Origin of the sequence: Streptomyces sp. E11-3, assembly GCF_046540415.1 — a bacterium.
Taxonomy (GTDB): Bacteria; Actinomycetota; Actinomycetes; order Streptomycetales; family Streptomycetaceae; genus Streptomyces.
Genome location: NZ_JAZGRL010000097.1, coordinates 1 through 2,541, shown reverse-complemented (window position 1 = coordinate 2,541; position 2,541 = coordinate 1). Strand labels below are relative to the sequence as shown.

The 2,541-nt window shown below is 71.2% G+C and carries 2 protein-coding genes; both read right to left on the bottom strand.

Features of this window, described 5'->3' with window-relative positions:
* Positions 1 to 24: 24 nt before the first annotated feature.
* On the bottom strand, positions 25 to 1,032 hold the full coding sequence (locus tag U9R90_RS35425; RefSeq protein ID WP_411061544.1) for a Yip1 family protein: 1,008 nt from the start codon (positions 1,030 to 1,032) through the stop codon (positions 25 to 27).
* A 70-nt stretch (positions 1,033 to 1,102) separates the two neighbouring features.
* A partial coding sequence (locus U9R90_RS35420; protein WP_411061543.1) for an FG-GAP and VCBS repeat-containing protein occupies positions 1,103 to 2,541 on the bottom strand: 1,439 nt, incomplete at its 5' end.

Here is a 2,541-nt window from a genome sequence, read left to right as displayed (position 1 = left end):
TGGGCGGGTGGGCCTGTTCGCGCCTTAGAACGTGCCCAGCTTGATGATCGAGAGCAGGGCGATCAACTGGATCGCCGAGGCCGCCAGGGCCTTCGGCCACGGCAGGTCGTGCGACTTGCTCACCATCACCGTGAGCAGCGCGCCCGCCGCGAACCAGGTCGCCCAGCCGAGCAGCTGCACAAACGACGCGTCGCCGCCCAGGAACATCGCGAACAGGAGGCGGGGCGCGTCCGTGATCGAGGCGATCAGCATGGAGAGGCCGACGGTGGGCTGCCAGGCGCCGTCGCCGCCCAGCTGGCGGGCCAGCGTGTGGGTGACCACACCCAGTACGAGCGTGCTCAGGACGATCGCGATCCCGGTGGTCAGGACGATCGGGACGCTGGTGGCGAGGGTGGCCGTGATCGCGTCCTCGCGGGCTTGGTCGAAGCCGAAGACGGCCAGCAGCCCGTAGAGGAACGTGACGGTGAGCGCCGGGCCCCACAGGGTGTAGTCGCGCATCTGGAGGAACGTCGGCCCGGGGCGCAGCACGATGCCCCTGAGGAGTTCCTTCCAGTGCAGACGCGGCCCCACGGGAGGTGCCGCGGTCGCTCCGGCGCGGTAGGTCTCGCCCTGGCTGTACGGGTCGTCGCCGAGGGAGAACGCCTGCGTGTGGCCGGGGTTGTTGCTCGCGGCGTACGGGTCGTGGGGCGCGGGTGGGCGCTGCTGATACGGGTCCCCGAAGTACTCCGGCTCGCCGTGAGCGCCGCCGTGGCCGCCCCCGGCCTGGGGCCACTGCTGCTGCCCGGGGTAGCCCTGCGGGCCCGGGTGCCCCTGCTGGGGGTGCGGGTGCGGGTGCGCGGGCGGGCCGCCGTACGGCTGCTGTTGGCCGTACGGCGACTGTTGCGCGGGGTGTTGCGGTCGCGGTTGCTGTGAGCGGTTGTCCCGGCCGCGTCCGATCCTGAATCCAGCCACGTCAACGAACGTACCTGGTCCTGATGAGCGGTGCGTGAGGGTGGCCCGAAGATGGGGTGGTTTGCGGCCGAGCTGTGACAACCCCTAGGGGAATCCGGGAGGTTCCCCCAGGGAATCAGTCGAGCCCTCAGTCGAGCCCTCAGCCGAGCCCTCAGTTGAGAATGCCGCCGCCGTGCGCCAGCTGGGGCAGCGTGTACGAGCCCGTGCCGGTGGGGCCGGTGGCGGTGCCGGGCAGGACGTTGGCGGTCACATCGCCCTGTGCGGTGATGGTGAGCTCGGCCTTGGCGTCGCGGTTCTGATCGCGCAGGCGTACGTCGTAGCCGAAGCCGTCGTAGTCCTCGCGGGCGCCCTTCACTCCCGAGGTGGCCTGGGAGTACCAGGAGGAGCGGGAGCCGGAGAGGCCGCCCGAGCCGCCGCGGAAGACATGGACGCCGCCGGTCTCCTCGTCCTCGTTGATGCTCTCCCACGGCACGCCGACCGCGAGGTCCGCGTAGCCGTCGCCGTTGGAGTCGGCGGCGGACAGCGCCGCGCCGAACCAGTCGCCGGATTCGGGTGTGCCCGCGACCCCGGTCGTCGCCTGGGTGAACTTCTGCGTACGGGTGCCCGGTCCGGTCGAGGTGCCGTACCAGATGGTCACGGAGCCCTTGCCGGAGCTCTCGTCCGGGTCGCCGAGCGCGATGTCGCCGTAGCCGTCCTTGTCGAAGTCCCCGATGGCGGAGTTCGGGCCCAGCTCCAGCTGGCGGTTGCCGTCGATGGTCTTGGACGGGCCTGAGGCCAGACCGGATGAGGTGCCCTTGAGGAACCAGGCGCGGGTCCGGAAGCCGGAGGAGCTCGTGGAGCTCTCCTGGACGCCCATGACCACCAGGTCCGTCTTGCCGTCGGCGTTGACCTTGCCCGCGGTGAGGCTGTACGAGACCCACAAGGTGGAGCCCTTGGTGATCTCGCTGACGGTGCCCCGGCTGCCGGACTTGGTGAACCCGCCCTGGTAGAGCCAGGTCCGGCTGCCGCCGATGGCCGCGATGTCCGGCGAGCCGTCGCCGTTGAAGTCACCGGTCGCCAGGTCGCGGCCGAAGTTGAAGTACGAGCCGGACCCCACCGGCGTGAGCATGGTGCCCCCGGACAGGCCCGACGCGGAGCCCCAGACGATGGTGGCCGAGCCGCGGCGGATCTTGTCGCCGACGTCCTCGGTGGGGTTGCCGACGACCAGGTCCGCGTAGCCGTCCTTGTTGAGGTCGGCGCTGGTGAGGGTCTCGCCCCACCAGTCGTCCTCCTCGCCGACGCCCGGGATGCCGGGGCTGTCCTGGTGGAGCAGCTGGGTGCGGCCGCCGGAGAGGCCGTTCGCGGTGCCGTAGACGATCCGGACGGCGCCGCCCCGGTACCCCAGATCGGCCGCGTACTCGTTGCCGTACGCGATGTCGGGGTAGCCGTCTCCGTTGAAGTCGTCGTGGTGCTTGGCGAGTGCGGCGGAGGCGGGGGCCGCGGCCACTAGAGGGGTGAGACCTGCCGCGAGCAGTGCGGCGGTCAGGGTGAGGCAGGCGCGTACGCGCATCGATGGCTCCGGATCAGTGCCGAACGCGCCGGACCCGCCGC